Genomic DNA, 25,175 nt, shown 5'->3' with positions numbered 1-25,175 from the left:
ACTGATGGCACCCGAACCCGAGGGAAACGGCGCCGGGATGACCGATGGTCCTGAGCACTGGGGCGACGGTGGCCTGGTGGGCGACGGCCGTTACCGGCTGACGCACCGGCTGGGTCGCGGTGGCATGGCGGAGGTGTTCGCCGCCGAGGACGTGCGCCTGGGCCGCACCGTCGCCGTGAAGCTGCTGCGCGCCGACCTGGCCGAGGACCCGGTGTCCAAGGCCCGCTTCACGCGCGAGGCGCAGTCCGTCGCCGGGCTCAACCACCACGCCGTCGTCGCCGTGTACGACTCGGGCGAGGACCGGGTCGGCCCGAACACCGTCCCCTACATCGTCATGGAGCTGGTCGAGGGCCGCACCATCCGTGACCTGCTGATCAGCGCCGAGGCCCCGGGCCCCGAGCAGGCGCTCATCATCGTCTCGGGCGTGCTCGAAGCCCTCGCCTACTCGCACCAGCACGGCATCGTCCACCGCGACATCAAACCGGCGAACGTCATCATCACCGACGCCGGCGCCGTGAAGGTGATGGACTTCGGCATCGCCCGCGCCCTGCACGGCGGGCAGGCGACGATGACCCAGACCGGCATGGTCATGGGCACCCCCCAGTACCTGTCGCCCGAACAGGCCCTCGGCAAGGCCGTCGACCACCGCTCCGACCTGTACGCGACCGGCTGCCTGCTCTACGAACTCCTCGCGCTGCGGCCCCCGTTCACCGGCGAGACCCCGCTCTCCGTGGTCTACCAGCACGTCCAGGACGCGCCCGTGCCGCCCTCGCAGCTGCCGGAGGGCCACCACATCCCGCAGGAGCTCGACGGCCTCGTCATGCGCTCCCTCGCCAAAGACCCGGACGACCGGTTCCAGAGCGCCGAGGAGATGCGCGGGCTGGTCCAGTACGGGCTCCAGATGCTGCACGACCAGGGCCCGAACACCGGCACCTGGAACACCGGCCCGGTCACCATGTCGCTGCCGCACGGGCGCGGCGGCGTCGCCGCCACCACGGCCATGCCCGTGGGCGGGAACGGCGGCGGGCAGCGATACGCCCCGAACGCCTCGACCTCGCAGTTCCAGCAGCCGATGGTGCCGCCGCTGAACCCGGACGACGGCACGGCCTTCCCCGGCGCCCCCGGCAGTCACGGCGGCGGCCACAGCGGCGGCTACGAGGCCTACGACGACCGGCGCGGCAACGGCGGCGGCCGCTGGAAGATGTGGCTGTTCGCGGTGCTCGCGATCGTCGCGATCGCGGGCGGCGTGGCCTACGCCGTCAACGGCGTGGGCGGCAAGGGCGGCGGGAAGCAGGATCCGGGCACCACCCAGACCTCCCCCAGCGCCAAGCCGAGCCTGTCCGACTCGCCGAACCCGACGCAGTCGCGCCAGACCACGGACAACACGCCGACGAACAACGACACCCCGCCGCCGGCGACCCGCACCCGGACGCAGACCGCCAGCCAGCCGCCCACGGCGACGGCGTCGCAGTCGCCGACCGCGACGGCGACCAAGAGCAGCACGGCGACCGCGACCGCCACGCCGACGAAGACGGCCACGGCGACCGCGACGGCGACGAAGTCCCAGCCGCCGCCGCCGGGTCCCGACAGCGCGGAGTAGCGCGGCGCGAGCACGCAACGGGCCCGGCGGAATCGATTTCCGCCGGGCCCGTCCGCATGGGCGCCCCGTCAGATGGCGTGCCCGCAGAGCCGGTCGGGATTTCCGTTCCCGGCGAGCGAGTGAACGGTGATGAACTGGGGTTCGATTCGCATGTGGACGGGGTCGAACACCTCGCCGTTCACGAAATGCGGACCCGGACCGAAGAGTTCCAGTTCTGCCGTGGTCGGCTCGATGACCTGCGCCGTTCCGGTGAACTGCACCGACCAGAGCCGAGGGTCCGGGGAATTGAAATTGTCGGCCCCGTACGACACCACGCTGCCGTTGCACGCCTGGTGGTGGCCGAAGCCGGCGTGCATTCTCAGGACGACCCCGCCGTCCGCCACGATGTGGCGGGCGGGTGCGAGGAAGGGCAGCGCGCGCATGCTGGCGGCCACCCGGCCGTACGGCACCCGGCGCAGCAGTTCGAGGGCGTGGTGATCCTCTGGGGACATGCCGTCCACTGTCCGGTACCGACACCGTGCCGGGAAAGAGGAGCCCGCCCCGACGACCGGGGACGTTGGTCCCGAATGAAGCGGCCTAGCGCTTCTCGGCCTGGAGGCGGGCCACGTAGGCGGCGGCCTGGGAGCGGCGCTCCATGCCCAGCTTGGACAGCAGGCTGGAGACGTAGTTCTTGATGGTCTTCTCGGCCAGGTGCAGGCGCTCGCCGATGACGCGGTTGGTCAGGCCCTCGCCGATCAGGTCGAGGATCTTGCGCTCCTGCTCGGTGAGGTTGGCGAGGCGGTCGTCGCCCTTGCCGCCCTTGCCGTCGCGCAGCCGCTCCAGTACGCGGGCGGTGGCCACCGGGTCCAGCAGCGACTTGCCGGCGGCGACGTCACGCACGGCGCTGAGCAGCTCGTTCCCGCGGATCGCCTTGAGCACGTAACCGGAGGCGCCCGCCATGATCGCGTCGAAGAGGGCCTCGTCGTCGGCGAACGAGGTCAGCATCAGGCACTTGACGTCCTCGTTCTGGGAGCGCACCTCGCGGCACACCTCCACCCCGCTGCCGTCCGGCAGCCGGACGTCGAGCACGGCCACGTCGGGGCGGGTGGCGGGGATGCGGACCAGCGCGTCGGCGGCCGTGCCGGCCTCGCCGACGATCTCGATGTCGTCCTCGACCGACAGCAGCTCGTGGACGCCCCGACGGACCACTTCGTGGTCGTCCAGGAGGAATACCTTGATTTTTCCGTCTTCGCGCACGAAGTCAGTTTCACACACTCACCCCTTCCCTGCCGGAGTTACCCGGGATAACGTGCCGTTGTTCCCGGCCCCTGCAAGGCTGTGACCAGTGGTTGTTCCCGTCGCTGCGGATTTACTTGGAAATCCAAGCAAAAACGCAGGTCAAACGGGGTTTCGCAGTTATGCGGCGCACTGGGTAACGTGCATTGCGCAGGGCACTCGCCGGGACGCCTGTCACGCCTGAATCCCGTACGCGACGCGCACCCACCCCGTGCGCTCGTTACGGATGCAGGTGAGCCGCACTGGACCCCGGAGAACCCGGGTGCCGGACCGACGGAGGAGCACAAGTGACCGTGGAGAGCACTGCCGCGCGCAAGCCGCGACGCAGCAGCGGCACCAAGCGGGCGGCAGGTGCGGCGAGCGCCGCCAAGCCCGCCGCTGCCACCGCGCAGACGCAGGACGCTGAACCTCAGCTCGTACAGCTGCTGACGCCCCAAGGGGACCGGGTCGACAACGCAGAGAATGCGGAGTTCGCGCCCTTCGTCGCAGACATCACCACCGAGGACCTGCGCGGCCTGTACCGCGACATGGTCATGACCCGCCGCTTCGACGGTGAGGCGACCGCCCTGCAGCGTCAGGGCGAGCTGGGCCTGTGGGCCTCGCTCCTCGGCCAGGAGGCCGCGCAGATCGGCTCCGGCCGGGCGCTGAACGACGCGGACTACGTCTTCCCGACCTACCGCGAGCACGGCGTGGCCTGGTGCCGCGGGGTCGACCCGACCAACCTGCTCGGCATGTTCCGCGGCGTGAACCACGGCGGCTGGGACCCGAACACCAACAACTTCCACCTCTACACGATCGTCATCGGCTCGCAGACGCTCCACGCGACCGGTTACGCGATGGGCGTGGCCAAGGACGGCGCGGACGCGGCCGTGATCGCCTACTTCGGCGACGGCGCGTCCAGCCAGGGCGACGTGATGGAGGCCTTCAACTTCTCCGCCGTCTACAACTCCCCCGTGGTGTTCTTCTGCCAGAACAACCAGTGGGCGATCTCCGAGCCGACCGAGCGCCAGATGCGCGTGCCGCTCTACCAGCGCGCGCAGGGCTTCGGCTTCCCCGGCGTCCGCGTCGACGGCAACGACGTCCTGGCCTGCCTGGCCGTGACCCGCTGGGCCCTGGACCGGGCGCGCCGCGGCGAGGGCCCGACCCTGGTCGAGGCGTTCACGTACCGCATGGGCGCGCACACCACCTCCGACGACCCGACGAAGTACCGGCGGGACGAGGAGACGGCGGCCTGGGAGTCCAAGGACCCGATCCAGCGCCTGAAGGCCCACCTGCTGGCCACCGGCGGCGCCGACGAGGCGTTCTTCGCCGAGCTGGAGGCCGAGAGCGAGGCCATGGGCAAGCGCGTGCGCGAGGCCGTGCGCGCCATGCCCGACCCGGACACCATGGCGATCTTCGAGAACGTCTACGCGGACGGGCACGCGCTCGTCGACGAGGAGCGCGCCCAGTTCGCCGCCTACCTCGCGTCCTTCGAGTCGGCCGAGGAGGGTCACTGATGGCTGTCGAGAAGATGTCGATCGCTAAGGCGCTCAACGAGTCGCTGCGCAAGGCCCTGGAGCAGGACCCGAAGGTCCTGATCATGGGTGAGGACGTCGGCAAGCTGGGCGGTGTCTTCCGGATCACCGACGGCCTGCAGAAGGACTTCGGCGAGGAACGGGTCATCGACACCCCGCTCGCCGAGTCCGGCATCGTCGGGACCGCCATCGGCCTGGCCCTGCGCGGCTACCGGCCGGTCGTGGAGATCCAGTTCGACGGTTTCGTCTTCCCCGCGTACGACCAGATCGTCACGCAGCTCGCGAAGATGCACGCGCGTGCCCTGGGCAAGATCAAGCTGCCGGTCGTCGTGCGCATCCCGTACGGCGGCGCGATCGGCGCGGTCGAGCACCACTCGGAGTCCCCGGAGACGCTGTTCGCGCACGTCGCGGGCCTGAAGGTGGTCTCCCCGTCGAACGCCACCGACGCCTACTGGATGCTCCAGCAGGCGATCCTCAGCGACGACCCGGTGATTTTCTTCGAGCCGAAGCGCCGCTACTGGGACAAGGGCGAGGTCGACACCGAGGCCATCCCCGGCGAGCTGCACAAGTCGCGCGTGGTGCGCGAGGGCGCGGACCTCACCCTGGCCGCATACGGCCCGATGGTGAAGGTCTGCGTGGAGGCGGCGGCCGCGGCCGCCGAGGAGGGCAAGTCGGTCGAGGTCCTGGACCTGCGCTCGATGTCCCCGGTCGACTTCGACGGCATCCAGGCGTCGGTGGAGAAGACCCGCCGGCTCGTGGTCGTCCACGAGGCGCCGGTCTTCCTCGGCGTGGGCTCGGAGATCGCCGCCCGCATCACGGAGCGGTGCTTCTACCACCTGGAGGCGCCGGTACTGCGTGTGGGCGGCTTCCACGCCCCGTACCCGCCGGCCCGCCTGGAGGACGAGTACCTGCCGGGCCTGGACCGGGTGCTCGACGCCGTCGACCGCTCGCTGGCGTACTGAGGAGCCACGTTCCATGACCATCCGCGAATTCAAGATGCCCGACGTGGGCGAGGGCCTCACCGAGGCCGAGATCCTCAAGTGGTACGTCCAGCCGGGTGACACCGTCACCGACGGCCAGGTCGTCTGCGAGGTCGAGACGGCCAAGGCCGCCGTCGAGCTGCCGATCCCGTTCGACGGCGTCGTGCACGCGCTCCTCTTCGAGGAGGGCACCACGGTCGACGTCGGCCAGGTCATCATCTCGGTGCAGACCGGCTCTGGCGAGGCCGCCGAGGCTCCGGCCCAGGAGATCCCCGCCCCCGCCGAGGCCGAGGAGGCCGCTCCGGCGGCCCGCCAGCCGGTGCTCGTCGGCTACGGCGTCTCCGAGGCCTCCACCAAGCGCCGGCCGCGCAAGGCACCGGCGCCCGCCGTCGCCGCGCAGAACGGCACCACGGCCCCGCCGGCGGCCCCCGCCGCCCCGGTGGCGCCTGCGGTTCCGGCGCAGCCGACCGGTGAGCGTCCGCTGGCCAAGCCGCCGGTGCGCAAGCTCGCCAAGGACCTCGGCATCGACCTGGCCTCGGTGGTCCCGACCGGTGACGGCGGCGTCGTGACCCGGGAGGACGTCCACGCGGCGGCCGCCGCGGCGATCGCCCCGCAGGCCGTGCCCGCGGCTGCGGCTCCCGCCGCCGCCCCGGCGCCGGTGGCCGAGGCCGTCGCGGTGTCCGCCGCCCCGGCGGCCGACCCGTCGGCGCGCGAGACCCGTATCCCGGTCAAGGGCGTCCGCAAGGTCACCGCCCAGGCCATGGTCGGCTCGGCCTTCACCGCGCCGCACGTCACCGAGTTCATCACCCTCGACGTGACCCGCACGATGAAGCTGGTCCAGGAGCTCAAGGACGACCCGGACCTCGCCGGTCTGCGGATCAACCCGCTGCTCCTGATCGCGAAGGCCGTCCTGGTGGCCATCCGCCGCAACCCGGACGTCAACGCGTCCTGGGACGAGGCGGCCCAGGAGATCGTGCTCAAGCACTACGTCAACCTGGGCATCGCGGCGGCCACCCCCCGCGGGCTGATCGTCCCGAACATCAAGGACGCCCACGCCAAGACCCTGGGCGAGCTGTCGGAGTCCCTGTCCTCGCTGGTCGCCACGGCCCGCGACGGCAAGACCTCCCCGGCCGACATGCAGAACGGCACGATCACCATCACCAACGTCGGCGTCTTCGGCGTCGACACCGGTACGCCCATCCTGAACCCCGGCGAGTCCGCGATCCTCGCGGTCGGCGCGATCAAGCTCCAGCCGTGGGTCCACAAGGGCAAGGTCAAGCCCCGCCAAGTCACCACGCTGGCGCTGTCGTTCGACCACCGTCTCATCGACGGCGAGCTCGGCTCCAAGTTCCTCGCCGACATCGCGGCGGTCCTGGAACACCCCCGCCGGCTGATCACCTGGTCGTAGCGGACACGCGCACGAAGCCGACGGCCGGCCTCCCCCGGGGAGGCCGGCCGTCGGCTTCGGCCGTCGGCTTTCGGCGGGGCGGGAAAGCCCTGGTCCGTGCCGTGCACACCGTGTGATCATCTGCGGATGCTCTTTCGCGCTGCCATCGCAGACCCCGCGCACCTGGACCGCGCCGTCGCCCACCCGGCCGACGGTCCCGTCCCCGCCCTGACCGCCGAGAAGATCCGCGAGGAGCTCGCCGGGAACCGGATCAGGCCCGAGTGGATCTGGACCGCCGAGGACGAGGACGGGCGGATCCTGGCCCGCGCCCTGTGGTGGGGCCGGACCGACAGCGAGCAGCCGATCGCGCTCGACTGCCTCCAGGTGGGACCCGGGGTGGCCGACCCGGCAGGGGTCGCCGCCGGGCTGCTGGACGCCGGGCACGCCGCCTTCGGCGGGCTCCCGGGCTACAACATCTCCCTGCCCCGCGGCTGGCGCGCCGACCCGGAGCTGGCCGCGGCCGTCGCCTGGCGCCAGGAGGCCGCGCACCGGACCGGGCTCACGCGCGAGATCGAGCGCCTGCGCTACGAGTGGACCCCGGCCGCGGGGACGGCGCAGACCACCGGCCGGCTCGTCTTCCGCGAGGGCACCGACGAGGAGATGCTGGACGCCTTCGTCCGGCTCTCCCAGGGCAGCCTCGACCTGGCCACGCGGCACGAGCTGGAGCTGATGGACGCCGAGCAGCTGGCCCGCGAGGACTTCGACTTCTACCTCGACTGCCCCGGCGAGCGCTCCTGGTGGCGCCTGGCCCACCTGCCCGACGGCCGCCTCGCCGGTCTGGCCGTGCCCTCGGCGACCCCGTACCACCGCAACGTCGGCTACCTCGGCGTCGTACCGGAGCAGCGCGGCCAGGGACTGATCGACGAGGTCCTCGCCGAGATCACCCGCTTCCACGCGGCGCAGGGCGCCGAGCGCATCACCGCGACCACGGACACCGTGAACCTGCCGATGGCCGCGGCCTTCGACCGCGCCGGCTACGAGGTCACCGAGATCCGCCTCGTGCTGGAAGCCCCGGCGCGGTGAACCGGGCGGCGTCGTCACGCGCGACGCCGGCGGCGGGCGCCGGCGGGCCACGGCGACCGGCACGAGCCGCAGCCTGAGCCTTCCCCCGGGAGGTAACCTGCCGCCCGGGGAAGGGGGCCGGGGTGTCCATCGCCGAACTGCAGGTCTACTCCGTCGAGGAGGCCGACGTCACGGGTGGCGTGTGCGTGGTCCGCTGCATCGGCGGGGTGGCCCGCGCCGGGCAGGTCTACGCCGTGGGCGAGTCGCGCATGGGCCTGCGCCACATCGAGCGGTACGGACGGCCCGTCGGCTCCTTCGGCGCCGGGCACACCGCGAAGGTCCACTTCAGCGGCGCCATGGTCGCGCTGCTCTCCCGGGGACAGGTGCTGACCTCGGTGCCGCCCGACGGGCACTCACTGGAGGACCTGGAGGCCTGGCTGGCCACCGACCCGCCGCTGGGGGACGAACCCCACCCGCGGACCCTGCGCGTCCTGGCCGGCGTGCGGATGCGCGACGACCGGCTGCCGGACGGGATCCGGCTGCGCTGGGGCCGGGTGGCGCTGGCCGCCACCCACCGCTGCGCGGCAGCCGAAGGCACACCGGATCTGGTCGGGGCGCCCGAACTGGCCTTCGTACGGAGCTACTTGATCCAGCAGTTCGGGCCGGACCGCGGCGGCGACCCGGTGGCCCTGTGCCGGGACCTGCTCGCACTGATCGACCTGACCCCGGACCAGGCGGCCGCGCAGGGCCGCGTCTGGCGCGACCTCCCGCACCACCGCATCCGCCACCTGCGCCGCATCAAGAACCTGATCGCATGGCTGACGGCGGTCCGCCCCCACCTCCCGGACGACGCCCCGGTGGCGACCTCGGTCGACGCGTGGACGCAGGTCAGAGCCCTGCTGCCCTAGGCCGGGGGGTGACAGCATCCCCCGGACCCAGGATGATGATCGCAATTTCGGGGATCGCGGTCCTGCGGGCGCCGTGGCGCGGTGCTCAACCTGACGGCGACCGAGGCCCCGGTCCCGCACACCGCGGGGAGCGGGGCTCCGGGCCGTTCCGGGGCCGTCTCAGCCCTGGCGGGCGGCGTTGCCGAGGACCTTGGACGGGGTGATGCGGACGACGACGCGGACGTCCTCGGGCGGGGCGTCCTGGTACTCCTTGCCGGCGCCCGGGCCCATGTACTCCTCGGCGATGCGGACGGCCACCGCGCGGCCGACGTCCTCGGTGACGGTGGCCGTGCCGCGGATCTCGGCGTAGAGGAAGGGGTTGGCCAGGTCGAAGACGGTCAGGCCGACCCGGCCGTCGCGGACGATGTTGCGCTCCTTGCGGCGGCCCTGCTCGGTGGAGATCAGCAGGTCGTCGCCGTCGCGGGTCACCCAGATCACGGAACTCTGCGGGCTCCCGTCGGGGTTGATGGTCGACAGCACGGCGGGGTGCGGTGCGTCGAGCAGCCCGCGCACCGTTTCGTTCAGCTCAACAGTCATGGAACAGAGGCTAGTTGCGGGGCGGTGCGGGACGCGGGCGGATTCCGGCCGGGCCGCCGACTACCCGAGGTCGGTCACTTCCAGGGGATGTTGCGCCAGGGGCTGGCGGGGTCGGTGGTCAGCGTGACGTGGGCGGCGAGGGCGCCGGTGTACCAGGTGCCGAACTCCTCCTCGTCGAAGTGCAGGCACCGGCCGAGGACGTACCCGGCGGAGAACTCCTCCCACGAGCGGTACGTCTGGCGGGCCGCCTCCCCGGCGCGCAGTACGGCCTTCTCGGCCTCGTGCAGGGTGCCGTAGCGGCAGCCGATGCCCCAGCGGGCCATCTGGGAGGCGCGGCCCAGGTCCCAGGCCTCGACGGAGCGGACCCAGCCGTCCTCGGGCAGCAGCCCGTCGGCCCGGAAGCGCTGTTCGTAGCGGGCTATCCGGCCTATGAGCCGCTTGACGCCGGCTATCTCCCCCTCGACCTCGGCGGTCGGGCGCGGCCGGGCGACGGTGACCCCGTCGGGGGTGAGCTGCGGCTCGGCGGAGCGTTCGGCGTTGCGGCGCATGCTCGCCTCGGCGGCGTGCCGCCAGTGCTCGACGTCCACGGGTCCGGCGAAGTCGGAGGCGAGGACGCGGCGGACGCGGAGCGCGAACTCCCAGACGGGGCTGACCACCGTGGTGCTCAGCAGCTGTTCGAGCGTGGCGAGCCAGTCGGCCCGGTCGGTGATGCCCCAGCTCTTCGCGACGCGGCGGCGCTCGTGCTGGTAGCCGCTGCCGTGGTAGGCGAGCGCGTTCCAGAACTCGCCGTTGCTGACGGCGAGATGCCCGCCGACGGCGAGGCCGTGCGCGATGTCCCCGTGCAGAGGGCCGCCGCTGAACAGGGCGTGGACCTTGAGCTCGGGTAGGCCGTAGCCGGGCGCGGCGTCCGCGTGGGCGCGCCAGCGGGCCAGGTCGGCGGGGGTGGTGGTGAGGTACGCCTCGGCGGGCGAGCCCGGGTTCACGGCGAGGAAGGCGGGATCGTCGGGGGCCCACACCTTGGAGAACCACCCCAGGCTCCGGGACTCGAAGACCGTCTCGGGGGTGGGCGCGGGCAGCATGCCGGCGGTGTGGACGACGAGCATCCGGTCCGGGGTGGGGTGGAAGAAGATCGAGTCGGGGTGGGCGTCCGACTGCACGCGGGGCTGCACCAGGTAGAGCTGGGCGCGGGCGAGCACGTCGAAGTACGCGGCCCAGTCGCCCGCGTTCTTGGCCTCGTACAGCTCTCTCTCGATGACGCTCGGCGCTATCCAGGTGCCCATACGGGGACCCTATACGGACCCCTCCGCGGGCAAGTCGGCCCATTCCGCCTTCCCGCGGATACCGTCCTCCCGGGCAGGTGGCAAGTCGGTCGAAGGGGTGGGGACATGGCGCGGTTCGCTTCCAGGGGGTCCGGCGGCGCCGTCACCGTGTACTGGCGGCCCGGATGCGTCTTCTGCATCAAGCTCCGTACGCAGCTCCGGGCGGCGCGGATCCCGTACCGGAAGGTCAACATCTGGCGGGACCCGGACGCGGCGGCCTTCGTCCGCGGGGTGGCCGACGGCAACGAGACGGTCCCGACGGTGGTCGTCGGCGACCACCCGCCGATGGTGAACCCGTCCCTGGCACAGGTCAGGCAAGCCCTCGCCGACGGGTGACCCGCCCGAACAGCGGGCGCAACCTCAGACGTTGCTCTGAACCCGGCGCCCGCGCGGTTGGGCGGGGCCCGCGCGGACATCACCCCTCCACGGCGGGCGGGAACGGCGGGGGCGGGGGCAGGCGATGGTGCTGGACGTGTACGAGGTGGCGTATCTCGCCGCCGGGCCGCGGCGGGTGGCCGAAGTGGCCCTGCTCCGGCTGCGGGAGCGCGGCCTGGTCGGCGTGGTCGGGCCGCGCGTGCGGGCCGAACGGCCCGCGGACGGCGCGCATCCCGTCGAGCGGGCCCTGACCGGGTGCTGCCCGCGCGGCAAGAGTGTGGCGGCGGTGCTCGCGGCCGTGGCCGGCGGGCCGGAGGTGGCAGGGATCCGGGACCGGCTGCGCGCCGCCGGGCTGTTGGGACGCGTACGCTCCCGCCCCACCGCGGCCGGGCGGCGCCGGGTCGCGGAGGCCCGCGCGGAGGGTGCCTGGCCCGCGTACGTCTTCGACGGCCCGCCGGCGGTGGCCGACCGCATGCTGCGGCGCGTCGTCCAGGAGGCGGGCCCCCTGCCGTCCGGGCTCGGCCGGCACCTCGTCCGGATGGGGAGGGCACTCGACCGCGCCGAGCACGGGCACAGCCACGGCCACGGCCACGACGGCGGCTCGTGCGGCGGTGGAGGCGGCGGTGGCGGCTCGGACTGAGGCGGGTCGGACCGGGCCCGTCGGCACGCCCCCCTCGTGCCACCGCGCGACCGTGCGGACCCCCTTGACGGGCTCCGGCGGCGGAGGGACGCTCCCCGGATCTCGGATCCGAACGGTTGCAGCTGGGGGGCCGCCATGCCGCAGGAGTCTGTTCAATCGGTGGGGGAGCTGCGTGCGCAGCTGATCGCGCGGGGGGCGCGCTGGTCGGTCCTGGAGCACCTGGCCGACGAGGAGCCGGTACCGCGGCCCTCGCTCGGTCTGGAGCCCGGGGCGAACCTCACACCCGCCGAGGACGTGGGCACGATCGACCTGCGGGGGATCGTCGGGCACGCCAGCGGCAACCCGCACCTGACCCGGCGCCGGGCCGCGCACGGGCTGCTGGCCGGGGCGGCCGGGCGGGAGCCGGTCGTCGGGGCCCGGCCGGCCGCCGTGGACTGGCGCAACCGCTGGGGCTGGCCCTGGATCACCAAGGTCAAGGACCAGAACCCGTGCGGCTCCTGCTGGGCCTTCGGCGCCGCCGGCCTGGTGGAGTCCATGGCCCGCATCGAGCACGACGTGTGGGCCGAGCGTTCCGAGGGGGACGTCCACGACGGCCTGCGCTTCAGCTGCGGCCAGGGCAGCAACCCGGAGACCGCCCTCGACTGGATCAAGGCCAACGGCGGTCTCGCCGACCCGGAGTGCTGGCCGTACAGCACCCCGCCGGCCGGTCTGCCGGCCGCCCGTCGCGACGCCTGGCGCGCCGAGTACACGCCCAGCTGGGACCGGTCCGGCCGGACCGTCCGGATCTCCGACTACGTCCGGCTCGGCGACGTCGAACAGCAGAAGGTGTGGCTGGACACCGTCGGCCCGCTGACCGCCTGCTTCGACGTCTACGACGACTTCTTCGGCCTCGGCTCCGGGGTCTACCACCGCACGAGCGACCGTCTCGCGGGCGGCCACTGCGTGCTGGTCGTCGGCTATGACGACGCGGCGGGCTGCTGGCTGTTCAAAAACTCCTGGGGCACCGGCTACCACGTCGGCGGCTACGGCCGGATCGCCTACGGCGAGGTCAACATCGACTACTGGGCCAAGTGCGGGCTGCGCGGCACCAACCCCGACCCGTGGACCAAGCGCCGCCTGCACACCGGCAACGTCTACGAGAGCGGCAACGGCCGCGCCCACCGCAACTTCGAGCTCCTGGCGACCACCACGGGCGCCCGCCTCCAGCACTGGTGGCGCGAGGGCGACGCGCCCTTCGCCTGGGCCCGCGCGGGCGCCTTCGCCGGCGACGCCTCCGGCCAGCCGGCCTTCACCGGGACCACCTACAACCGCAACATGGAGTCCCTGCACGTGACCACGGGCGGCCGGCTGCGCCACTGGTACTACGAGCAGTCCGCGGCGGTGTGGCGCGACGGCGGCGTCTTCGGCCCGGGGGACGCGGCCGTCGGATCCACCCCGGCGTTCATCCAGAGCGACTACGGCAAGCCCGGCAACTTCGAGGTGGTCGTCCGCACCGCCGACGGCCGCCTGAACCACTGGTGGCGGATCAACGGCGCCCCCTGGACGTGGAACGACGGCGGCCGCTTCGCCTCCGGCATCGCCCACTACGGCCCGGCGCTCGTCCAGACCCGCTCCCGCCACCTCGACCTGGTCGCCGCCCGCACCGACGGCCGGATGCAGCTGTGGTGGCGCGACGACCCCAACGGCTTCGCCTGGCGGGCCGGGGAGGTCTTCGGCAGCGGTACGCCGGCCACGTCCGCCCCGTGCCTGATCGAGGGCCAGTACGGGGCCGCCGACGAGGACACCGCCGGAAACTACGAGCTGTGCGTGGCCGTGGCCGGCGGGCAGGTGGAGCACTGGTGGCGCGGCAACGCGGGCGGCTCCCCCTGGCGGCGCAGCGCGGTCTTCGGCCACGACGTCGCCTCGGTCACCGGGATGCTCCAGGGCAGCTTCGGGTTCAACCTGGAAGTCGTCGTCCTGCGCACCGACCGCCGCCTCCAGCACTGGTGGCGCGACGGCGCGGGCTGGCACGAAGGGCCGGTGATCGGCCCCGTCTGAGAGGACCGTGCGGGCGTGGAGGTACGCAGTGTCGTGCTGAGCCCCGGTGAGCCGTACGAGCTGCGGCTCACCGGGCGAGGGGCGCGCGGGTACGTGTGGACCTGGCAGGTCACGGGGGACGCGGACGTGGTGGCGGTGGCGCCGGGGCCGACCGTCGCGCGCGCCGCGCAGCCCGGGGCGGCGGTGGAGCTGAGCTACGTCGTCAGGGCCCGGCCCCCGGGCGGGGGCCGGGCCAGGATCCGCTTCGCACAGGTCCGGCCGCCCTACCCGGACGAGGACCCGTACGACGAGTTCGTGCTGGACGTGGAGGTCACGCCGGGGAGCGGCGGCGCGGACTGAGCACCGCGTGCTGCAGGGCCTCCAGCGGGCCGCGGTCGAAGCGGCGCAGCCACAGCCACGACCCGGCGGCCAGGACCAGGCTCACGCCCGCCCACAGGCCCATCACCCACCAGGGGCCGCTGCCGGCCGGCCGGTCGGCCAGACCGAGCCCGATGCCGTAGCAGAGCAGCATGCACAACAGGTTCTGGGCGACGTAGCAGGACAGGGCGGTCCTGCCGACGGAGCCGAGGGCGCGGGTCGCGGCCCGGGGGATCCACAGCCGGTCCAGGGCGATGCCGATCAGGCCGATGTAGCCGAGGGCGAGCAGCGGCGCCGCTCCGTAGCGTCCCAGGACGAAGAAGTCCTCGCCGCCGAGGGTGGCCGCGGCGTTCAGCGGCAGCCCGAGGCCCAGCCCCCAGGCGGCCAGCCGGTTGCGGATGCGGCGGCCTTCGGCGGTGGCGGTGAACGCGCCCGCGCGGTGGAGCCGTACGCCGAGGAGGAAGAGGAACACCAGCAGCCCGAAGGAGAAGACGGGCTCGATGCGCAGCGCCCCGGTGTTCTGCAGGCGGAAGGCGATCTGGGCGCCGTAGCCGCCGTGGGCGTACAGCTCGACGGCGGCCGGGTCGGGCCCGTCCGGTCCCTCCGGCGAGGTGTCCGACGCGCTCATCAAGGCCAGGGTCACCAGCGCGACCAGCGCCAGGTGCACGCCGCCGGCCGTCCACATGGCCACGCGCCGGACCCTCTCCGAGCGGGCCAGCAGCCAGGCGACGAGCAGCGCGGTCACGGCGTACCCCATCAGCACGTCCCAGGCGAAGACGAGGACGAAGTGGACGGTGCCCTCGACGAAGAGGAAGGCGGCGCGCTTCGGATAGCGGCCGGGCCACGGTTCACCGCGGCGGGCGGCGGAGTCGAACTGGATGGCCAGGCCCACCCCGAACAGGACCGTGAGCAGGGCCAGGAACTTGCCGTCCGCGAGGAAGCGGAAGACGGTTTCGGCGATGTTCGCCGCCGACGGGTCCGCGATCGGGTCGGGCGCCCCCAGACCGCCCTGGAGCACGCTCCACTCCGAGCCGGGGGAGGCGAAGATCCAGACGTTGGTCATGAGCGTGCCGAGGACGGCGGCGCCGCGCAGGACGTCCAGCAGGGGGAGCCGGGTGGTCGTGCGGACCACCGGGGCGAGGGTGTCGGCCATGACTCCAGGCTCCCGGCGCGGGGGGCCGGGTTCGTCCTGCGGGTGGACGAAGGCGGCGTACATCCTTCGGTGCAGGTGGGCGGCGGTCGAGGTCGCAGGAGGCCGGGGTCCGCCTCCTGCCAGGGGCCGATGTCCTGCCGCGGGTCCACATCCCGGACGGGGCCGCAGGTTGCACCTCTGTTGTATCTATGCTGTGCGCATGCCAGCCGCCACCAGCACCGCGACCGCCGCCGAACGCGTCTACCAGCACGTCAAGCACGGTGTGCTCGACCGGCGCTACGAAGGCGGCACCCTCCTCACCGAGGGCGAACTCGCCGAGGCGGTCGGGGTGTCCCGGACCCCGGTCCGCGAGGCCCTGCTGCGCCTGGAGACCGAGGGGCTGCTGAAGCTGTACCCGAAGAAGGGCGCGCTGGTCCTGCCGGTCTCCGCGCAGGAGATCAACGACGTCCTCGAAACCCGGCTGCTGGTCGAGGAGTTCACCGTACGCAGGGCCGTGCCGGCGCCACCCGGCCTGCTGGACCGGCTCGAAGCGCTGCTCGGCGAACAGCGCCGGCACGCCGCAGCGGGGGACCTCGCCGCGATGATGGCGGCGGACCGGGGCTTCCACGCCGAGATCGTGCGCAGCGCCGGGAACCAGATCCTGTGCCGGCTCTACGACCAACTCCGCGACCGGCAGCTGCGGATGGGCGTGGCCCTGCTGCACGCCCACCCCGACCGGCTGGAGCGGACGCTGGCCGAGCACGCCGAGATCCTGGACGCGCTGCGGGCCGGGGACGCCGGGGCGGCCGCCGCGGCGGTGCGCGGGCACATCGGCCGGGTCGAGTCGCTGGTGCGGGGGCCGGGCCTGTGAGTGCCGGCCGGAGGAGCCGGACGAGCCGGGCCTCGGCGGCCTCGGCGGCCGCGGTGCCCCGGGGCGCCGGGCCCGAGGACCCGCCGGGCGGCGGGAAGGCCGTCGCCGTCTGGTGCATCGGCGTCGCCGTCTACTTCGTGGCGGTGATCTTCCGTACCAGCCTGGGCGTGGCCGGTCTGGAAGCGGCGGACCGCTTCCACGTCAATGCCTCGGCCCTGTCCACCTTTTCGCTGCTCCAGCTCCTCGTCTACGCGGGCATGCAGGTCCCCGTCGGCCTGATGGTGGACCGGCTCGGCACCAAGAAGGTGCTGACCCTGGGCGCGGTGCTCTTCACCGCGGGGCAGCTCGGCTTCGCGCTCGCCCCCTCGTACGAGACCGCACTCGCCGCCCGGGCACTGCTGGGCTGCGGCGACGCGATGACCTTCATCTCCGTGCTGCGGCTCGGCACCCGCTGGTTCCCGGCCCGGCGCGGGCCGCTGATGGCGCAGCTGGCCGGGCTGGTCGGCATGGCGGGCAACCTCGTCTCCACGCTCGTGCTCGCGCCCGTGCTGCACGGGGTCGGCTGGACCGCGGCCTTCGCCGGCAGCGCGGCGGCCGGGCTGGTGGTCCTGGTGCCGCTGGTGCTGTTCCTGCGCGACCACCCGGAGGGGCACGAGCCGACGCCGGCGGCGCGCACGGGCGGCGCGGGCTTCGTGCGCCGCCAGATCAAGGAGTCCTGGAGCGAACCGGGCACCCGGCTCGGCCTGTGGGTGCACTTCACCACGCAGTTCCCCGCGATGGTGTTCCTGCTGCTGTGGGGCATGCCCTTCCTGATCGAGGCGCAGGGGCTGACGCGGAGCACCGCGGGCGGGCTGCTGACGCTGGTCGTCGCCTCGAACATGGCGCTCGGGCTGGTCTACGGCCAGATCATCGGCCGCCGCCAGTCCTCGCGGATACCGCTGGCCCTGGGCACGGTGGGCCTGACGGCCCTGCTGTGGGGGGCGGTCCTCGCGTACCCGGGCGGGCACGCGCCGATGTGGCTGCTGATCACCCTGTGCCTGGTGCTGGGCGGCTGCGGCCCGGCGTCGATGATCGGCTTCGACTTCGCCCGCCCGGCCAACCCGGCCGAGCGCCAGGGAACCGCCTCCGGGATCACCAACATGGGCGGCTTCATCGCCTCGATGACGACCCTGCTGACGGTGGGCGTCCTGCTGGACGCCACCGGCGGCGACTACCGCATCGCCTTCTCCACGGTCTTCGTGCTCGAAGCGCTCGGCGTCACCCGGATCCTGCGCCTGCGCCGGCGCGCGCTGTCCCGCGAAGCGGCCCGCGGCCGCGTCACCGTCCCCGCGCAGGCGACCGCACCGACGACGCCACCGACGACGGTGCAGGAGCCCGGGCCGGAGGCGGAACCGCGGCCGCGGTCCACCGCGTGTCCCCTGCCGGAAACAGCAGGGCGCGAGACGCCGTAGGCCGCCGCCCGCCCGGAGCGGCGCCGGGGAGGGGGTTTGCCGGAATGTGGACGAGGATCTCCGCCGCCGCCGTGCCGGCGGTGGAGCGGTTCGAGTGGTTCACCGACATCATCGCCAACTCCCTGATGCCGACGGCCCTCAGCAGCGAACGCTCCGCCGACTTCCAGGCGGCCGCGGCGGTACTGGACCTCGGCACCGCACAGGTCTCGTCCTTCGACTACTCCCGGGTGCGGTCCCGGCGCACGCCCGCGCTCATCCGGCGCGGCGACCCCGAGCAGTACCACCTGGCCCTGCTCACCCGCGGCCGCATGTGGATGTCCCAGTGCCGCAGCGACGCGGAGCTCTCCCCCGGCGACATGATCCTCTGGGACACCTCGCACCCCTTCGAGGCCGACTGCCGCCCCGGCGACGGCACCCTCAACGCGCTGGTCGTCCAGCTCCCGAGGACCGCGCTGCCGCTGCGGTCCGGCCGCGCCGACCGGCTGCTCGGCCGGCGCATCGCCGCCGACAGCGGCATGGCGGCCGTCCTGGCCGGGTTCCTCACCTCGCTCGGAGCACACGGCTCCGAATGCGGGCCGCAGGAGCTGCGCCGACTCGGCGGCGTGGTCGCCGACCTCGCCGCGGCCTGCCTCGCGCAACACGTCGACAGCTACGCGGAACTGCCCGCGGAGACCCGCGCCCGCGCACTGCGCGAGCGGATCGACGCCTTCATCGACCACAACCTCGCCGACCCGGCGCTCACCCCGGGCCTCGTCGCCGCCGCGCACGGCATCTCCGTACGCGGCCTGCACCTGCTCTTCCGCGACGAGCCCGAGAGCGTCGCCGCCACCGTCCGGCGGCGCCGCCTGGAGCGCTGCCGCACCGACCTGGCCCGCCCCGAACTCGCCGGCCGCCCGGTCCACGACATCGCCGGCCGCTGGGGCTTCGCCAACGCCCCCGCCTTCAGCCGTGCCTTCCGCGCCGCCTACGCGATCAGCCCGGCCGAATTCCGCCGCACGGCCGCCCGGGCCGTGCCGCTGCGCACCGCCTGAGCGGTCCGCCGCCCGGACAGGCCTACGGGGTCACGGAGAACTGCGTCAGGATGGCCTCCGCCAGCTGTGCGTCGCCCTCCACCTTCACCCGGTCGGCGACCGTGCGCGCCCGCACCCGGCCCGCCGCGAGCCGCACGTACGTCTCCCAGTCCAGGGTCAGCGTCACCGCCGGGCCGAGCGAGGGGGACTTGTCCACCGTGCCACGGCCGTCCGCGTCCACCCGTACCGTCCGCATGAACTCCAGCTGTCCGTGCACGTCGATCACCACCGCCGAGTTCGCCGGGGCCCCCGCCCGCTTCGCCACCACCTTCGGCAGCCCGGCCAGCAGGATGTCCCGCGCCACGTACGCCCCCGGCGAGTCCCAGTTCCCCGGCGCCCCCAGCGCCCACCGCAGGTCCTGCTCGTGGATCCACACGTCGAACGCCCGCAGCCGCAGGGCCTGTTCCAGGGTCACCTGGTCGCCCAGCGGACCGCGCACCATCGTGTCCGGGTCCCGCTTCTCGTTGCGCAGCTGCCGCGCGCGGCGGATGACGGTGTACTCCAGCTCCGAGGTCATCTCCGGCGCGGTGTGGTGGCGCCGTACGTCGACCTGCACCTCCATGTACCGGCTGAACTCGTCCACCACGTGCCGCAGGTCCCGCGCCACGGTGTGGATCGGCCGGGGGTCCCCGAGCTGCTCGCACTCGATGCCGATGATGTGGGAGACGACGTCACGGACCGACCAGCCCGGGCACGGCGTCGCCCGGTTCCACTCGCCCTCCGCCAGGGGGAGGACCAGCTCGGATATCGCCTCGATCGAGTGCGTCCACGCGTCGGCATAGGGCTGAAGACTGGGATGCGGATGGACGGTCAACGGGACCCCTCGCGGTGCTGTTCAGTGGCGTCGTTCAGTGGCGCGTTTCGGATGCAGTGGACTCAGTTTCCAAAACTACGCTGCCTGTGAGCACCCCGGCAGTGCTTTCGTGTGACGATTCGTAGGCCCGAGTTGACGGCTTGAACGCCAGGACGGTGGTAATGTGCGCGCCTCGCTGATCCAAATCGCAGTGAACGAGGGCGAGTCGGTGTCTTCCCGACGTGCCCGCGTGGCCGATCTCGTACGGGAACAGGACGAGTCCGATCTCGTCGTGCTGCCCGAGCTGTGGACGGTCGGCGCCTTCGCCTACGAGCAGTTCGAGACCGAGGCCGAGCCGCTGGACGGGCCGACCTACGAGGTCATGGCCAAGGCGGCACGCGACGCCGGGGTCTGGCTGCACGCGGGCTCGGTCGTGGAGCGCGCGGGCGACGGCTCCCTCTACAACACCGCGCTGGTCCTCTCCCCGGCCGGCGAGCTGGCCGCCACCTACCGCAAGATCCACCGCTTCGGCTTCGACCAGGGCGAGGCGGTCCTGATGTCCGCCGGCGATTCCCTGACCACGGTGGAGCTGCCGGAACAGACCCTCGGCATCGCCACCTGCTACGACCTGCGCTTCCCGGAACTGTTCCGCGGCCTGGTCGACGCCGGGGCCACCACGATGATCGTCGCCGCGGGCTGGCCCGCGCGCCGCCGCTCCCACTGGACCCTGCTGAGCCGGGCGCGCGCCGTGGAGGACCAGTCGTACGTCCTGGCGTGCGGGCTGGCCGGCACGCACGCGGGAGTGGAGCAGGCCGGGCACAGCCTGGTCGTGGACCCGTGGGGCGAGGTCCTGGCGGAGGCGGGCCCGGGCGAGGAGGTCCTCACGGTGGACCTGGACCCGGCCAAGGTCGCCGACACCCGCGCGCAGTTCCCGGCGCTCAAGGACCGCCGCCTGGGCCGCTGACGTTCAGCCGGTGAGCTGGTGAGCCTGTGACTCAGCCTGCGAGGAACCAGAGCCAGAGCGCGAGGGCGGTGGGAACGGGGCAGGCCACCGCGCCGAGGAGCAGCATCCGCGTGGACGCGGCCATCTCCCGGAGACGGGAAGTGCGGGCCAGGGCGGTGATCCCGGCGGCTCCCGCCGGCATCAGGAGGAGCAGCAGGAGCATGCCGCCGGCGGCGTCCCCGGCCGCGGCGGTCCAGAGCAGCGCGATGCAGGCGAGGCCGCCCACACAGGAGACCGAAAGGACGGTGACCGCCCACAGCAGGCCCGCGAGCACGACGACGGCGGGCCGCTCCTTGCGGACCGGCTTCGCGGGCTGCCACGGCCCGTAGAGGGCCGCGTAGGTGCTGGGGTTCACCCTGGTTCCTTCCGTGGTGCCGAGGGTCCCTCCGGGGACGTACCGATCCTCGCCGCCGGCCCGCCGCCACGGCATGGGCGCGGATGCTCAGCTTCCGGTGGGCCGGGTACTCAGTTCCGCTCAGTCCGGGAGGGCGTCCTCCCGCTCCTTCTCGGCCATCCGGATCACGCACACGGCGACCGCGACCAGCAGCGCGGCGTCCGCGTCCTCCCGGACCACGTCCACCGCGTACGTCTCCCGCACCCGGTACCACTGCCGGGAGACCAGAGCGAGCAGCTCCCCGTCGTACTCGACCTTGAACTCCCGGTCCAGGATCCGCCCGCTCACGTCGAGCTCCGTGCCCTCGACCAGGGTCACCCGGAAGTGGTTGCGCAGCAGCGAGAAGCGCTTCCTGCGGATCACCGCGAGCCGCTGCTCGTCCCGCTCCAGGGTCATCGCGTCGCGGAAACCGAAGAGCTTCTCCCGCAGGGTGATCAGGATCCGGCCGTCCGGATCCTTCAGCTCCAGGGTGTCCCGGAACCGCAGGGCCTTCCCGTCGACGAGGAAGGCGTGCCGCCCGTCCTCGTCCTCGATCCAGTAGTCGTCCCCGATGGCCAGCATTTTGTCCCGAACGAGGTATTTCATGCGCTGATCAGTGCCCGCGATAGGTTTCCCTCATGCCACTCCTCTACGTGACCGACCTGGCGTACCCCGCACGCGGCCGCCGCTACTGCGACGAGGACATATTCCTCACCTCGCGCCTGCGCGAGCACTTCGATCTGGCCCTGTGCCATCCCGCCGACGCCCGCGCCCTGATGCCCGGCTTCGACGCCGTGATCGTCCGCAACAGCGGCCCGGTCCTGCACTACCAGGAGGAGTACGACGCCTTCCGCGCCGCCGCCCTCGCCGCCGGCACGCCCGTCTACAACCCCCTCACCGGCCGCGCCGACATGGCCGGGAAGCAGTACCTCCTCGACCTCACCGCCGCCGGCTACCCGGTCATCCCGACCGTCGACGACCCGGCCCGGCTCGCGGAGCTGCCGCAGGTCCCCGAGTACGTGGTCAAGCCGAAGCAGGGCGCCGACTCCATCGGCCTCACCTTCACCGCGACACCGGCAGGCGAGGCCGGGGCCGTGCTGATCCAGCCGCGCATCGACTTCGCGTACGAGGTGTCCTTCTACTTCGTCGACGACGCCTTCCAGTACGCGCTCCACGCCCCGGATCCGGCCCGCCGCTGGGAGCTGAGCGTCTACGAACCGACCGGGGAGGACCTGGCCTTCGCCCGCGCCTTCGTCGAGTGGAACACCCTCTCCCACGGCATCCAGCGCGTGGACGCCTGCCGGGCGCCCTCCGGCGAACTGCTCCTCGTCGAGCTGGAGGACCTCAACCCGTACCTCTCCCTGGACCTGCTCCCGGCGGCGGTCCAGGACGCCTTCGTCACCTCGTTCACGGGATCTCTCCACTCCTTCCTCGGCTGATGTCAGTGCCGGGTGCCAGGCTCTTCCCATGGACAAGCAGACGTTCTGGCAGTTGATCGAGACGGCCCGCGCGGAGACGACGGCCGGCACGGACGACGTGGTGGCGCAGCGGGCCGCGGAGCTGCTCGCGGCCCGTCCGCAGGCGGAGATAGCCGCGGCCCAGCAGGTTCTGTGGGACCTGCTCGCGGAGTCCTACCGCAGCCCGCTCTGGGCCGCGGCCTACATGATCAACGGCGGCTGCTCGGACGACGGCTTCGACTACTTCCGCGGCTGGCTCCTCACCCAGGGCCGGGCCGTCTTCGACGCCGCCCTGGCCGACCCGGACTCCCTCGCGGAGCACCCCGCGGTCCGCGAGGCGGCGGCCGAGGGCCTGGAGCTGTGGGACGAGGAGGCCCTCTCGATCGCGTGGAGCGCGTACGAGAGCGCCACCGGCCGCGAGCTCCCGGCGGAATCCTTCACGATCAGCTACCCGCCCCTGGACCCCTCCTGGGACTTCGACTTCGACGACGCGGCCGAACTGGCGACCCGGCTGCCGCGCCTGAGCGCCTTGTTCGATGCCCAGGTGGGAGCGGGCGGCTAGGCCGTCTCTTCCGGATCTTGCCGGGGCGCCGCCCGCTCGACCGACAAGATCCGAAAGAGACGGCCTAGAGCCCGCTGGTGTCGAGGTCGATCCCGAACGGCTCCGGCAGCCGCACGGCAGTCCCGAACGGATGCGGCCCGTCGGCCTTGGTGTACCCCAGGCTCCCGGGTTCGGCGAACAGGGTGACGGACCGCTCCATCCGGTCGACCAAGAGATAGAGCGGCGCACCGTACTCGGCATATCGCCTGCGCTTCACGACCCGGTCGGTTTCGGCACTGGACTTGGAAGTGATCTCCCCGATCAGCAGGGTCTGATCGGGCAGCAGAGCACCCCCGCGGTGGGCGAGTTCCTCGCGCACTACGGCGATGTCCGGGACGAACCAGTTGGCCGATCCGGGCAGATCCGGGTTTCCAGAGCCTTCGACGCAGCCGAGATCGTCCACCCTCGCCTCGATCTGGCGACGTACGAGTTTGGCCGCTCGCTCGTGGTCCCAACTCGGCGTCACGTTGGTGATGACCCCTTCGACGATCTCAGTGCGGTCTCCGTCGTGCGCGGTGGTCATGCCGGAAGCCTCCTTCGCCGCCCGTCGCCAGGCTTCCACACACCCGTTCGTTGCGGCCGTGTGGCGGCGGGCGGTCACCCGTGGGGGTGGTGGGGAAGGAATGGCAAGCTTGAAGGATGAACGATGCTGCCCCGGCGCCCACCCCTGCGCCCGCACCCCGCAAGCGTGCCCGTGTCCGTGCTCCCGAGCTGATCGGCAAGGGGGGCTGGCTCAACACCGGTGGGAAGGATCTGACCCTCGCCGACCTGCGGGGACGTATCACGATCCTCGATTTTTGAAAATCGACAACGGGCCACCGAACTCTTCGTCACACTGAGTGTGTGCACCAAGACACGATCTGTGACCTGTACCTCCGGCTGTCCCTCGACAGGGACGGCAAAACCGCAATCGAACGGCAGGAAGCCGACTGCCGTGCCTGGGCCGAACACAACGGGCTGACCGTCCGCAAGGTCCACATAGACAGAGGGCGCTCCGGCTACAAGACCGTTGAGCGCAAGGGCTTCGACGCCGCGTTGGCAGCTGTCACGGCGGGCGTCGTCGGCACGCTGATCGTCTGGAAGCTGGACCGTCTGTCCCGCAAGGGGATCGGCCAGGTGGGCAAGGTGCTGGACGACATCGAGAAGGCCGGCGGCCGTCTAGTCTCGGTCGTGGACGGCCTCGACACCTCGAACGACTCGGCGCGCATGGTCGTCGCGATGCTTGCTGAACTCGCCCGGTCCGAGTCGAAGAATCTCGGCACGCGCGTCGGACACGCAAAGCGCTACCTCCGCAGCAAGGGTCAGTGGATCGGCGGACAGCCTCCGTACGGGCTGCTCATCGACCCGCAGACCAAGAAGCTCGTTCATGACCCGGAACACGCCGTCTACGCCCGTCTCATCGCGGATGAAGCGCTCGCCGGAATGTCGCTGGTCAGGATCGCCCGACTTCTCAACGAGTACGAGATTCTTTCACCCAGAGGCGGGCAGTGGAACGCGGCCAGCATCATGCAGCTCCTGCGCTCCCCGGCGTTCGCCGGCCTGATGCCGGAGACCGAGACCGTCGAGACGGACGACGGCGAGCGGAAGTACACGGGCAGGGTCTTCCCGTACCGCGATCCCGAGACTCTGGACACCGTCGAGATCGGCGAGGGGATCATCACGGTCGGAGAGCGTGAACAGATCTTCCACAGCCTGGAATCCAGGACGTTCGTACACGCAGGAAAGCGGCGGCCGAAGCCCGAGGGGACGGCGCTGCTCACGGGACTCGTCTACTGCGCGGTGCCCGGCTGCGGTCGCCGGATGCACCGCGTGGGAGGCAGCTACCAGTGCATGGCTCGCCGCGCGGGCAACCAGTGCATCGGAGCGTCGGCGCTGGCTGAAGCGGTTGACCAGTACGTGACGGAACAGTTCCTCACGAAGCTCCCAGCGCTCGAACCGGACGACCCGTTGCTTGTCGCGATCGCAGACCGCTGGGTGCACCGCGTGGACCCGGAGACCTTCGCGAAACGTGATGCGCTTACTGCTGAGATCCAGGATGAGGAAGCCCGCCTCGCCGATCTGGAGGACGCGCGATACGTGCGCGGTGAGTTCAGCGGCGCAGCAGCAGTGGAGCGTTATAACCGGCTTGCGGAGCGCCTGAGAGGACGCATCGAGGGGCTTAGCGCCGATCTCCGAAAGCTCCCCATGCCGTCCGTGGACGTGTCTCCGATGCTCGACGCCCTCACCCTGCGTGAAGCGTGGGCGGATGCGACTAGCGAAGACCGGCGTGGCCGGTTGTCGCTTGCCATTGACCGGGTTGAAGTGACGAAGGGGGTGCGCGGCCAGCGGATCATTCCAGAGCAGCGCATCCAGATCCAATGGGCGAAGCTGGGCGCCGACGCCGCCACCTGAGCA

26 protein-coding genes and 1 pseudogene are annotated in these 25,175 nt (G+C 72.3%); 18 read left to right on the top strand and 9 right to left on the bottom strand.

All coding sequences use genetic code 11. The annotated features are described in order from the left end of the window. Positions 1–37 precede the first annotated feature (37 nt). The gene (locus OHA91_RS18850; protein WP_266499323.1) at positions 38–1,600 is read left to right on the top strand and encodes a protein kinase domain-containing protein; all 1,563 of its coding nucleotides are present in this window, start codon (positions 38–40) and stop codon (positions 1,598–1,600) included. A gap of 68 nt (positions 1,601–1,668) precedes the next feature. On the opposite strand, the gene OHA91_RS18845 is transcribed toward OHA91_RS18850, so the two are convergent. After that, positions 1,669–2,091: a pyridoxamine 5'-phosphate oxidase family protein gene (locus OHA91_RS18845; protein WP_031155887.1), complete on the bottom strand. Its 423-nt coding sequence runs from the start codon at positions 2,089–2,091 to the stop codon at positions 1,669–1,671. Between the two features lie 85 nt (positions 2,092–2,176). After that, a complete protein-coding gene (locus OHA91_RS18840) occupies positions 2,177–2,836 on the bottom strand; it encodes a response regulator (protein WP_031155883.1) in 660 nt (219 codons plus the stop codon). Positions 2,837–3,162: 326 nt separating this feature from the next. Between OHA91_RS18840 and pdhA the strand changes: the two genes are divergently transcribed. The 5 genes from pdhA (at position 3,163) to OHA91_RS18815 (ending at position 8,726) form a co-directional block, all read left to right on the top strand. Further along, a complete protein-coding gene (gene pdhA / locus OHA91_RS18835; RefSeq protein WP_030839114.1) occupies positions 3,163–4,371 on the top strand; it encodes a pyruvate dehydrogenase (acetyl-transferring) E1 component subunit alpha in 1,209 nt (402 codons plus the stop codon). Next, on the top strand, positions 4,371–5,351 hold the full coding sequence (locus OHA91_RS18830; protein ID WP_031155880.1) for an alpha-ketoacid dehydrogenase subunit beta: 981 nt from the start codon (positions 4,371–4,373) through the stop codon (positions 5,349–5,351). Before pdhA ends, OHA91_RS18830 begins: the two co-directional genes overlap by 1 nt. Positions 5,352–5,364: 13 nt before the next feature. After that, positions 5,365–6,777, top strand: a complete 1,413-nt coding sequence (locus OHA91_RS18825; protein WP_031155878.1) for a dihydrolipoamide acetyltransferase family protein — start codon at positions 5,365–5,367, stop codon at positions 6,775–6,777. 126 nt (positions 6,778–6,903) lie between these two features. Then, on the top strand, positions 6,904–7,839 hold the full coding sequence (locus tag OHA91_RS18820) for a GNAT family N-acetyltransferase (RefSeq protein WP_031155875.1): 936 nt from the start codon (positions 6,904–6,906) through the stop codon (positions 7,837–7,839). A gap of 122 nt (positions 7,840–7,961) precedes the next feature. Next, positions 7,962–8,726, top strand: coding sequence for a hypothetical protein (locus tag OHA91_RS18815; RefSeq protein WP_051893552.1), 765 nt, complete (start codon positions 7,962–7,964; stop codon positions 8,724–8,726). Between the two features lie 159 nt (positions 8,727–8,885). Here OHA91_RS18815 and OHA91_RS18810 read toward each other — a convergent pair whose 3' ends face one another. Then, the gene (locus OHA91_RS18810) at positions 8,886–9,302 is read right to left on the bottom strand and encodes a PPOX class F420-dependent oxidoreductase (protein ID WP_031155871.1); all 417 of its coding nucleotides are present in this window, start codon (positions 9,300–9,302) and stop codon (positions 8,886–8,888) included. Positions 9,303–9,376: 74 nt separating this feature from the next. Next, the gene (locus OHA91_RS18805) at positions 9,377–10,582 is read right to left on the bottom strand and encodes a DUF1266 domain-containing protein (RefSeq protein WP_031155869.1); all 1,206 of its coding nucleotides are present in this window, start codon (positions 10,580–10,582) and stop codon (positions 9,377–9,379) included. A 105-nt stretch (positions 10,583–10,687) separates the two neighbouring features. On the opposite strand from OHA91_RS18805, the gene OHA91_RS18800 reads away from it, so the two are divergent. The 4 genes and pseudogenes from OHA91_RS18800 to OHA91_RS18785 all read left to right on the top strand — a co-directional run bounded on the left by OHA91_RS18800 (position 10,688) and on the right by OHA91_RS18785 (position 14,012). Further along, positions 10,688–10,957: a glutaredoxin domain-containing protein gene (locus OHA91_RS18800; protein ID WP_051893549.1), complete on the top strand. Its 270-nt coding sequence runs from the start codon at positions 10,688–10,690 to the stop codon at positions 10,955–10,957. Between the two features lie 109 nt (positions 10,958–11,066). Beyond that, a pseudogene (locus OHA91_RS18795) lies at positions 11,067–11,636 on the top strand (TIGR04222 domain-containing membrane protein); the annotation flags it as partial. A 159-nt stretch (positions 11,637–11,795) separates the two neighbouring features. Then, on the top strand, positions 11,796–13,673 hold the full coding sequence (locus OHA91_RS18790) for a C1 family peptidase (protein WP_266499311.1): 1,878 nt from the start codon (positions 11,796–11,798) through the stop codon (positions 13,671–13,673). A 15-nt stretch (positions 13,674–13,688) separates the two neighbouring features. Then, the gene (locus OHA91_RS18785; protein WP_031155859.1) at positions 13,689–14,012 is read left to right on the top strand and encodes a hypothetical protein; all 324 of its coding nucleotides are present in this window, start codon (positions 13,689–13,691) and stop codon (positions 14,010–14,012) included. Here the strand turns inward: OHA91_RS18785 and OHA91_RS18780 are convergent. Continuing rightward, positions 13,984–15,183: a DUF418 domain-containing protein gene (locus tag OHA91_RS18780; protein WP_328739650.1), complete on the bottom strand. Its 1,200-nt coding sequence runs from the start codon at positions 15,181–15,183 to the stop codon at positions 13,984–13,986. The genes OHA91_RS18785 and OHA91_RS18780 overlap by 29 nt on opposite strands. A gap of 199 nt (positions 15,184–15,382) precedes the next feature. Between OHA91_RS18780 and OHA91_RS18775 the strand changes: the two genes are divergently transcribed. The 3 genes from OHA91_RS18775 to OHA91_RS18765 are packed head-to-tail and all read left to right on the top strand — an operon-like array spanning position 15,383 to position 18,515. Continuing rightward, positions 15,383–16,033 (top strand): GntR family transcriptional regulator, encoded by a 651-nt coding sequence (locus OHA91_RS18775; RefSeq protein ID WP_031155854.1) that lies wholly within the window; start codon positions 15,383–15,385, stop codon positions 16,031–16,033. A gap of 53 nt (positions 16,034–16,086) precedes the next feature. Further along, positions 16,087–17,484: an MFS transporter gene (locus tag OHA91_RS18770; RefSeq protein WP_328741148.1), complete on the top strand. Its 1,398-nt coding sequence runs from the start codon at positions 16,087–16,089 to the stop codon at positions 17,482–17,484. 44 nt (positions 17,485–17,528) lie between these two features. After that, a complete protein-coding gene (locus OHA91_RS18765; protein WP_031155850.1) occupies positions 17,529–18,515 on the top strand; it encodes an AraC-like ligand-binding domain-containing protein in 987 nt (328 codons plus the stop codon). Between the two features lie 22 nt (positions 18,516–18,537). Here OHA91_RS18765 and OHA91_RS18760 read toward each other — a convergent pair whose 3' ends face one another. Next, complete coding sequence (locus OHA91_RS18760; protein WP_031155848.1) at positions 18,538–19,368, bottom strand: maleylpyruvate isomerase family mycothiol-dependent enzyme; 831 nt, start codon at positions 19,366–19,368, stop codon at positions 18,538–18,540. A gap of 163 nt (positions 19,369–19,531) precedes the next feature. On the opposite strand from OHA91_RS18760, the gene OHA91_RS18755 reads away from it, so the two are divergent. Next, positions 19,532–20,311, top strand: coding sequence for a carbon-nitrogen family hydrolase (locus tag OHA91_RS18755; RefSeq protein WP_031155846.1), 780 nt, complete (start codon positions 19,532–19,534; stop codon positions 20,309–20,311). 31 nt (positions 20,312–20,342) lie between these two features. On the opposite strand, the gene OHA91_RS18750 is transcribed toward OHA91_RS18755, so the two are convergent. Together OHA91_RS18750 and OHA91_RS18745 are read right to left on the bottom strand one after the other, a co-directional pair. Beyond that, entirely contained in the window at positions 20,343–20,705 is a 363-nt protein-coding gene (locus tag OHA91_RS18750; protein ID WP_031155844.1) for a hypothetical protein, read from the bottom strand. 120 nt (positions 20,706–20,825) lie between these two features. Beyond that, positions 20,826–21,329: an LURP-one-related/scramblase family protein gene (locus OHA91_RS18745; protein ID WP_136230220.1), complete on the bottom strand. Its 504-nt coding sequence runs from the start codon at positions 21,327–21,329 to the stop codon at positions 20,826–20,828. Positions 21,330–21,361: 32 nt separating this feature from the next. Here OHA91_RS18745 and OHA91_RS18740 point away from each other — a divergent pair, with 32 nt between their 5' ends. Further along, a complete protein-coding gene (locus OHA91_RS18740) occupies positions 21,362–22,162 on the top strand; it encodes an ATP-grasp domain-containing protein (protein WP_031155841.1) in 801 nt (266 codons plus the stop codon). A 28-nt stretch (positions 22,163–22,190) separates the two neighbouring features. After that, positions 22,191–22,742, top strand: a complete 552-nt coding sequence (locus OHA91_RS18735) for a DUF4240 domain-containing protein (protein ID WP_266499297.1) — start codon at positions 22,191–22,193, stop codon at positions 22,740–22,742. A gap of 64 nt (positions 22,743–22,806) precedes the next feature. Here OHA91_RS18735 and OHA91_RS18730 read toward each other — a convergent pair whose 3' ends face one another. After that, the gene (locus OHA91_RS18730; protein ID WP_051893545.1) at positions 22,807–23,304 is read right to left on the bottom strand and encodes a Uma2 family endonuclease; all 498 of its coding nucleotides are present in this window, start codon (positions 23,302–23,304) and stop codon (positions 22,807–22,809) included. Between the two features lie 116 nt (positions 23,305–23,420). Here OHA91_RS18730 and OHA91_RS18725 point away from each other — a divergent pair, with 116 nt between their 5' ends. Together OHA91_RS18725 and OHA91_RS18720 are read left to right on the top strand one after the other, a co-directional pair. Then, entirely contained in the window at positions 23,421–23,582 is a 162-nt protein-coding gene (locus OHA91_RS18725; protein WP_158714873.1) for a thioredoxin domain-containing protein, read from the top strand. Positions 23,583–23,624: 42 nt separating this feature from the next. Beyond that, positions 23,625–25,172: a recombinase family protein gene (locus tag OHA91_RS18720; RefSeq protein WP_328739649.1), complete on the top strand. Its 1,548-nt coding sequence runs from the start codon at positions 23,625–23,627 to the stop codon at positions 25,170–25,172. Positions 25,173–25,175: the final 3 nt, after the last annotated feature.

Origin of the sequence: Streptomyces erythrochromogenes, assembly GCF_036170895.1 — a bacterium.
Lineage (GTDB): Bacteria > Actinomycetota > Actinomycetes > Streptomycetales > Streptomycetaceae > Streptomyces > Streptomyces erythrochromogenes.
Note: the sequence above shows the minus strand (reverse complement) of the source record. Positions and strands in the feature narration are given on the sequence as shown.

What these genes read in the sequence shown, in the direction of transcription:
- OHA91_RS18780 (WP_328739650.1), bottom strand. Translation starts at nt 15,183, where the DNA reads ATGGCCGACACCCTCGCCCCGGTGGTCCGCACGACCACCCGGCTCCCC.
- OHA91_RS18730 (WP_051893545.1), bottom strand. Translation starts at nt 23,304, where the DNA reads ATGACCACCGCGCACGACGGAGACCGCACTGAGATCGTCGAAGGGGTC.
- OHA91_RS18740 (WP_031155841.1), top strand. Translation starts at nt 21,362, where the DNA reads ATGCCACTCCTCTACGTGACCGACCTGGCGTACCCCGCACGCGGCCGC.
- OHA91_RS18745 (WP_136230220.1), bottom strand. Translation starts at nt 21,329, where the DNA reads ATGAAATACCTCGTTCGGGACAAAATGCTGGCCATCGGGGACGACTAC.
- OHA91_RS18820 (WP_031155875.1), top strand. Translation starts at nt 6,904, where the DNA reads ATGCTCTTTCGCGCTGCCATCGCAGACCCCGCGCACCTGGACCGCGCC.
- OHA91_RS18845 (WP_031155887.1), bottom strand. Translation starts at nt 2,091, where the DNA reads ATGTCCCCAGAGGATCACCACGCCCTCGAACTGCTGCGCCGGGTGCCG.
- OHA91_RS18800 (WP_051893549.1), top strand. Translation starts at nt 10,688, where the DNA reads ATGGCGCGGTTCGCTTCCAGGGGGTCCGGCGGCGCCGTCACCGTGTAC.
- OHA91_RS18775 (WP_031155854.1), top strand. Translation starts at nt 15,383, where the DNA reads ATGCCAGCCGCCACCAGCACCGCGACCGCCGCCGAACGCGTCTACCAG.
- OHA91_RS18850 (WP_266499323.1), top strand. Translation starts at nt 38, where the DNA reads ATGACCGATGGTCCTGAGCACTGGGGCGACGGTGGCCTGGTGGGCGAC.
- OHA91_RS18810 (WP_031155871.1), bottom strand. Translation starts at nt 9,302, where the DNA reads ATGACTGTTGAGCTGAACGAAACGGTGCGCGGGCTGCTCGACGCACCG.
- OHA91_RS18725 (WP_158714873.1), top strand. Translation starts at nt 23,421, where the DNA reads ATGAACGATGCTGCCCCGGCGCCCACCCCTGCGCCCGCACCCCGCAAG.
- OHA91_RS18765 (WP_031155850.1), top strand. Translation starts at nt 17,529, where the DNA reads ATGTGGACGAGGATCTCCGCCGCCGCCGTGCCGGCGGTGGAGCGGTTC.
- OHA91_RS18735 (WP_266499297.1), top strand. Translation starts at nt 22,191, where the DNA reads ATGGACAAGCAGACGTTCTGGCAGTTGATCGAGACGGCCCGCGCGGAG.
- OHA91_RS18825 (WP_031155878.1), top strand. Translation starts at nt 5,365, where the DNA reads ATGACCATCCGCGAATTCAAGATGCCCGACGTGGGCGAGGGCCTCACC.
- OHA91_RS18805 (WP_031155869.1), bottom strand. Translation starts at nt 10,582, where the DNA reads ATGGGCACCTGGATAGCGCCGAGCGTCATCGAGAGAGAGCTGTACGAG.
- OHA91_RS18830 (WP_031155880.1), top strand. Translation starts at nt 4,371, where the DNA reads ATGGCTGTCGAGAAGATGTCGATCGCTAAGGCGCTCAACGAGTCGCTG.